At 69.9% G+C, this 6,225-nt stretch carries 5 protein-coding genes and 1 pseudogene; 4 read left to right on the forward strand and 2 right to left on the reverse strand.

Annotation, left to right across the window (positions count from 1 at the left end; translation table 11 throughout):
- On the forward strand, window positions 1–2,027 hold a 2,027-nt coding region (locus B9S57_RS16525), incomplete at its 5' end, for an ABC transporter ATP-binding protein/permease (protein ID WP_258036411.1).
- A gap of 152 nt (window positions 2,028–2,179) precedes the next feature.
- Here B9S57_RS16525 and B9S57_RS16530 read toward each other — a convergent pair.
- Window positions 2,180–2,902, reverse strand: a complete 723-nt coding sequence (locus B9S57_RS16530) for a transglycosylase SLT domain-containing protein (RefSeq protein WP_103516362.1) — start codon at window positions 2,900–2,902, stop codon at window positions 2,180–2,182.
- Between the two features lie 319 nt (window positions 2,903–3,221).
- A pseudogene (locus B9S57_RS16535) lies at window positions 3,222–3,864 on the reverse strand (S-adenosylmethionine:tRNA ribosyltransferase-isomerase); the annotation flags it as partial.
- Window positions 3,865–3,981: 117 nt separating this feature from the next.
- Between B9S57_RS16535 and B9S57_RS16540 the strand changes: the two are divergent.
- From B9S57_RS16540 to B9S57_RS16550, 3 genes are all read left to right on the forward strand, one after another.
- Window positions 3,982–5,127 carry a GAF domain-containing sensor histidine kinase gene (locus B9S57_RS16540; protein WP_103516350.1) on the forward strand — a complete coding sequence of 382 codons (1,146 nt, stop codon included), beginning with the start codon at window positions 3,982–3,984 and terminating at the stop codon, window positions 5,125–5,127.
- Window positions 5,120–5,764, forward strand: coding sequence for a response regulator transcription factor (locus tag B9S57_RS16545; protein WP_103516351.1), 645 nt, complete (start codon window positions 5,120–5,122; stop codon window positions 5,762–5,764). Before B9S57_RS16540 ends, B9S57_RS16545 begins: the two co-directional genes overlap by 8 nt.
- A gap of 156 nt (window positions 5,765–5,920) precedes the next feature.
- Window positions 5,921–6,178: a chaplin family protein gene (locus B9S57_RS16550; RefSeq protein ID WP_103516352.1), complete on the forward strand. Its 258-nt coding sequence runs from the start codon at window positions 5,921–5,923 to the stop codon at window positions 6,176–6,178.
- The last annotated feature ends 47 nt before the right edge of the window (window positions 6,179–6,225 follow it).

Below are 6,225 nucleotides of genomic sequence, written 5' to 3' on the forward strand. Positions count from 1 at the left end.
CTCCGCCGGTCTACGGCGACCGCAGCCCGACGACGTTCCACCAACTGGACCTCGGCCGGGTCATGCGGATCGGCCGTGCGCTCGAGAACGAACTGGTCGTCTCCGACCTCCAGGTCTCGCGTCTGCACGCCGAGTTCCGCGCGACGCCCGACGGGCGCTTCGAGATCCGCGACCTCGGCTCCCACAACGGCACCTACGTCAACGGCCAGCCGCTCAGCAAGTCCGGCACCGCGCTGATCGGCCCGAACGACATCGTCGGTGTCGGTCACTCGACGTTCCGTCTGGTCGGCGACCGGCTGGAAGAGCTCGTCGACACCGGTGAGGTCTCCTTCTCCGCCCGCCACCTCACGGTGACGGTCGACGGGGGCAAGGACATCCTCAAGGACGTCTCCTTCGGCGTCCCCGAGAAGTCCCTGATCGCCGTCATCGGCCCGTCGGGCTCCGGCAAGTCCACTCTGCTCAAGGCGCTCACCGGCTACCGGCCCGCCAACCAGGGCGACGTCCTCTACGACAACCGGAACCTGTACAAGCAGTTCGCCGAGCTGCGGCAGCGCATCGGTCTGGTCCCGCAGGACGACATCCTGCACAAGGAACTCACGGTCACCAGGGCGCTGCGGTACGCGGCCAAGCTGCGCTTCCCCGCGGACACCACCGAGGCGGAGCGCACCGCCCGGATCCACGAGGTCCTCGCCGAGCTCAAGCTCGACATCCACAAGGACAAGAAGATCACCTCGCTCTCCGGCGGCCAGCGCAAGCGCGTCTCGGTCGCCCTGGAGCTGCTGACCAAGCCGTCGCTGATCTTCCTGGACGAGCCGACCTCGGGCCTGGACCCGGGCATGGACCGCGATGTCATGCAGCTGCTGCGCGGCCTGGCCGACGACGGCCGTACCGTCCTGGTGGTCACGCACTCCGTGGCCGAGCTGGCCATCTGCGACAAGCTGCTGGTCATGGCGCCCGGCGGATCCGTCGCCTACTTCGGCCCGCCCGAGGAGGCGCTGAACTTCTTCGGCTACACCAGCTGGGCCGACGTCTTCTCCGCCTTCGAGAACTACCGCGACTACGACTGGGCGGGCCGCTGGCGCGGCTCGCAGCACTACCAGATGTACGCCGCGGACATCGATGCCGTGGCCGCGCAGCCCGTGCACATGCCTCCGCCGCAGCAGATCCGCCCTCCGAAGCCCTCGGGCTGGATGGCGCAGCTGTGGACGCTGATGCGCCGCTACGTGTCGGTGATCGGGTCCGACAAGGGGTTCCTGCTCCTGATGGTGCTCCTGCCGGCCGTGCTCGGTGTCGTCAGCGTCGTCATCCCGGCCGAGTTCGGCCTGGCGGAGCCGGATCCGCCCTCGCGCTTCAACGGCAAGGCCGGGACGATCATGCTGATCCTCGCGGTCGGCATGTGTTTCGCCGCCGCGGCGAACTCCGTACGAGAGCTGATCAAGGAGCGGGTGATCTACGAGCGCGAACGGGCCACGGGCCTCTCCCGCTCGGCCTACCTGCTCTCCAAGGTGATCGTCCTCGGCGTGATCACCGCCTTCCAGGGCGTGATCATCTGCGGGATCGGCTTCTCCACGCGTGATCTGCCCCAGGAGGGCCTGCTCATGCCCCCCGCCGTGGAGATCTGCCTGTCGATCATCGTGCTCGGCTTCGCCTCGATGATGTTCGGCCTGATGATCTCGGCGCTGGTGAAGACCGCCGAGAAGACCATGCCGCTGCTGGTCATGTTCGCCATCGTCCAGGTCGTCTTCACGGGCGTGCTCTTCCAGGTCTACGGGTCACCGGGCCTGGAGCAGTTCGCCTGGCTGATGCCGTCGCGCTGGGCCGTGGCCGCGGCGGGCACCACGCTGGACCTCGCCCACCTCATGCCGCCGTGGGACCCGAAGAAGCCGACCGACCTGGATCCGCTCTGGGAGCACTCGGCCGGGCAGTGGGGGATCAACATCACGGTGATGCTCCTGATGAGCGCCGTCCTCTTCTTCGCGGTGTCGCGGATGCTGCGCCGCCACGAGCCCGAGGTGATGCGGAAGTGACGCCCCGGGCCGGACCGGCTCCGCAAGCGCGGTCGGACCGGCCCCGGAAACGCCCGAGGGCGGCACCCCGTGGGGTGCCGCCCTTCGGCATGTGCCGGCCGGTCACGCGACGCTGCGGACCGGCTTCTGCCCAGACCTTGCTCGTGCGTGGCTCAGTACGCGCTGTCGACGTTGTCGATGGAGCCGTACTTGTCGGCGGCGTAGTTGGCGGCCGCGGTGATGTTGGCGACCGGGTCGTACTGGTCGTGCTTGGTGCCCTTGACGTGGTAGAAGTCGAAGGTCGGCTTGATGACCTGCAGCAGGCCCTTGGACGGGACGCCGTTGATCGCGTTGATGTCCCAGTCGTTGATGGCGCGCGGGTTACCGCTGGACTCCCGGATGATGTTGCGGTGCAGGCCCTCGTACGTGCCGGGGATGTTCTTCTTGTGCATGATCGCGAGGGACTCGCGGATCCAGCCGTCCAGGTTGTTCTTGTAGACCGGCTTGCGGTCGGCGGCGCGGCTGGCCTTCTTGGCGGCACGCTTCTTCGCGTCGGCCTTGGCCTTCGCCTTCTTGGCCTTGGCGGCGGCCTTGGCCTTCGCCTCGGCCTTCTTCTCGGCGGCGGCCTTGGCCTTGGCCTCGTCGGCGGCCTTGACCAGCTGTGCGGCCGTCGAGTTCTGCTCGATCGCGCCGGTCTGGATGTTCTTCGTCTGCGATCCGGTGTAGGCGACCGGCGCGGCGGCGGATGCGGCCTGCGGCTCGGTCGTTGCCGAAGCGTCGTTCGGGATGAGCGAGAAGCCCACAGCGGCGGCTGCCAGGGTGGAGACCCCCGCGACGGAGAGCTTCTGCGCCTTGTTGAGACGACGGCTACGGCTGGAGATGCGGGACACGGACATACAGTCGTACCTCTTCGAATAGCAGGGGTCCTCGGCGAGGACGCGGACGGAAGCGCCGGGGCGCATCTCCGTCGGGGACACCCCAATTTTTAGCTCCAGCAAAATGCCGTGGCAAAGGTGTGACGTACGAAGCCGCGTAGTGGATGGCAGTGCCGTTCATTCCTCCTTGTCCGGTTTGAGACTTGGTAAGTTGCCCGTTTTGCTCCAACTATCCGTCTTCGTAAGTGACGTGGGTCCTATGCCTGGGCTCACATGGGGACCGCTTCGCGATGACGAATAGTTGCTACTGCGATGCGGAGCGTAAGGGGTTTTCCGGACGTCAGGGCAAGAGGAGGTGGGCATCCCCGCACTCGTGCCAGAGGTGCCGGTGATCCAGCGCCCCGGCGTGTCCCCGCCGCAGCGCCTCCCTCCCCGCGACCGCCTCCAGCATCAGCAGGTGCGAGGCCTCCGGTTCGTGCGGCCCGTCCACCACCCGCACCCCCCGCTGCGGCGTCACCACCAGATCCGTCCAGCCCGCCGCCGCCCGCACCACACCGCCGGGACCCGCCGCGGACTCCAGGGCCCCACCGCCGTCGTCCCCGCGGCGATCACCCTGCCCCCGCCCGCGCGGGCGGCCTCGACCGGGGGCGCCGTCGTGCGCGGCACCTCGAACCACTCCGGACAGGGCGGCTCGTGCACCTCGGCGAGGCCACCCCCGTATGCAGGGTCAGCGGTGCGAACCGCACCCCGCGGCTCACCAGCGCGGTCACCAGCCCCGCCGTGAAGGGCCGCGCCGTAATCGGCATCTCCGCCGAACCGCTCCCGTCGGCCGACGGGACGAACGCCGTCCGATACGCCGACAACGGCTCGTCAAGCCGGTCCCGCTCCGTGTACGCGTACCGGATCGGCCGTCCGTACCGGCTCAGCAGCCCGGGCACGTCCCGCGGGACCCTCGCCCACCAGAGCCTCGCCCCCCACCCGGGGCCCGAGAGGACCATCGCAGCAGCCTCCCGAGGCACTTCGGCCTAGGCCCGACGCCCTACTCCGGGGCCGTCCACAGGCCGATACGGCGGGAAAGGGCCCGCCGGTACGGTGAGCACATGAGCCATCGCCCACCGTCGCCCCTCACCGCGATCAGTGCCGCGCTGCTCGCCATGAGCCGCCACCTCGAGATGCGCGACGTCCTCAAGACGATTGTCGCCTCGGCCCGGGAGCTGCTCGACGCCGAGTACGCGGCGCTCGGCGTGCCCGACGACCACGGCGGCTTCGCCCAGTTCGTCGTCGACGGGGTCAGCGACGAACAGTGGAAGGCCATCGGGCCGCTGCCGCGTCAGCACGGGATCCTCGCGGCGATGCTCCACGAGGCGAAGCCGCAGCGGCTCGCCGACGTCCGTCAGGACCCCCGGTTCGAGGGATGGCCCGACGCCCACCCCGACATGTCCGACTTCCTCGGCCTGCCCATCCAGGACGGCGACGAGACCATCGGGGCGCTCTTCCTCGCCAACAAGCGCTGTCCCCGGCCTGCCGGCGGCTGCGGCTTCACGCAGGAGGACGAGGAGCTCCTCGGGATCCTCGCCCAGCACGCGGCGATCGCCCTCACCAACGCCAGGCTCTACGAACGAAGCCGGGAGCTCACGATCGCCGAGGAACGCTCCCGCCTCGCCCACGAGCTGCACGACGCCGTCAGCCAGAAGCTCTTCTCGCTCCGGCTCACGGCCCAGGCGGCCGCTGCCCTCGTCGACCGTGATCCGGTCCGCGCCAAGGGCGAGCTCCAGCAGGTGGCCGCCCTGGCCGGGGAGGCCGTGGACGAGCTGCGCGCCGCCGTCGTCGAGCTGCGGCCCGCCGCCCTGGACGAGGACGGCCTGGTCGCCACGCTCCGTACCCAGATCCAGGTCCTGGACCGCGCGCACAGCGCCCGGGTCACCTTCGAGAGCGCCGGGGTGCGCGCCCTGCCCGCCGCCCAGGAGGAAGCGATGCTCCGGGTCTCCCAGGAGGCCCTGCACAACGCGCTGCGACACTCCGGCGCCCGGCGGGTCACCGTCACGCTCGCCAGGGAAGCCTCCGCCACGGTGCTGCGGATCACCGACGACGGCCGAGGCTTCGACACCCACGCGATCCGGAGGGCCGGCCGTCATCTGGGCCTCGTCTCCATGAGGCACCGGGCCGGCGGTGTCGGCGGCCGGCTCACCGTCGATTCGGAGCCCGGCAAGGGCACCACGGTCCAGATGGAGGTCCCCTGTGGCTGACAAGATCATCAAGGTGCTGCTGGTCGACGACCACCAGGTCGTCCGCCGGGGACTGCGCACGTTCCTCGAGGTCCAGGACGACATAGAGGTCGTGGGGGAGGCGTCGGACGGGGCCGAGGGCGTTGCCAGGGCGGAGGAGCTGCGGCCCGACGTCGTCCTGATGGACATCAAGATGCCGGGCACCGGCGGCATCGAGGCGCTGCGCAGGCTGAGGGAGCTGGAGAACCCCGCCAGGGTGCTGATCGTCACGAGCTTCACCGAGCAGCGCACGGTCGTGCCCGCGCTGAGGGCGGGGGCGTCGGGCTACGTGTACAAGGACGTCGATCCCGACGCGCTGGCCGGCGCCATCCGCTCGGTCCACGCCGGGCACATCCTGCTCCAGCCGGAGGTCGCCGGAGCGCTGCTGGCCCAGGAGGACCCGGGCGGCGGCACAGGCCGGGGGAGCACCCTGACCGAGAGGGAGCGCGAGGTCCTCGGGCTGATCGCCGACGGTCGCTCCAACCGGGAGATCGCCCGGGCGCTCGTCCTGTCGGAGAAGACGGTCAAGACGCACGTCTCGAACATCCTGATGAAGCTCGACCTGTCGGACCGGACGCAGGCCGCGCTGTGGGCGGTCCGCAACGGTGCAGCGGGCTGACACGGAAGCCGCCGGTCGGACAATCGGACTGTTCCCCTCCGGTCCGAGATTCATACTGTCGGGTGGATGTCACCCGTACGGCGCATCCTCCGGTGCGTGACGGCGTTCTCCATGTGCTGCGGCGGTCGGCCGCAGCGATGCGAGGAGGATCCTGAAGTGAAGAACCTGAAGAAGGCCGCAGCCGTCACCATGATCGCGGGCGGACTCATCGCCGCCGGTGCCGGAGCCGCCTCAGCCACGGGCCACGGCCACGGGGGCGCCGGAGCCCACGGCCAGGCCGTCGGCTCCCCGGGCGTCGTCTCGGGCAACCTCGTCCAGGTCCCGGTGAGCGTTCCGGTGAACGTGGTCGGCAACACGGTCAACGTGGTGGGCCTGCTCAACCCGGCCTTCGGCAACTTCGGCCTGAACGGCTGACCGACGCCTCGCACCCTGCCGTGGGGCGGGCTCGACCGAGCCCGCCC

This window comes from Streptomyces sp. SM10 (genome assembly GCF_002910915.1).
GTDB lineage: Bacteria > Actinomycetota > Actinomycetes > Streptomycetales > Streptomycetaceae > Streptomyces.

Excerpts from the sequence above, each read along its gene's own strand:
- B9S57_RS16530 (WP_103516362.1), bottom strand. The coding sequence starts at position 2,902 with ATGTCCGTGTCCCGCATCTCCAGCCGTAGCCGTCGTCTCAACAAGGCG.
- B9S57_RS16540 (WP_103516350.1), top strand. The coding sequence starts at position 3,982 with ATGAGCCATCGCCCACCGTCGCCCCTCACCGCGATCAGTGCCGCGCTG.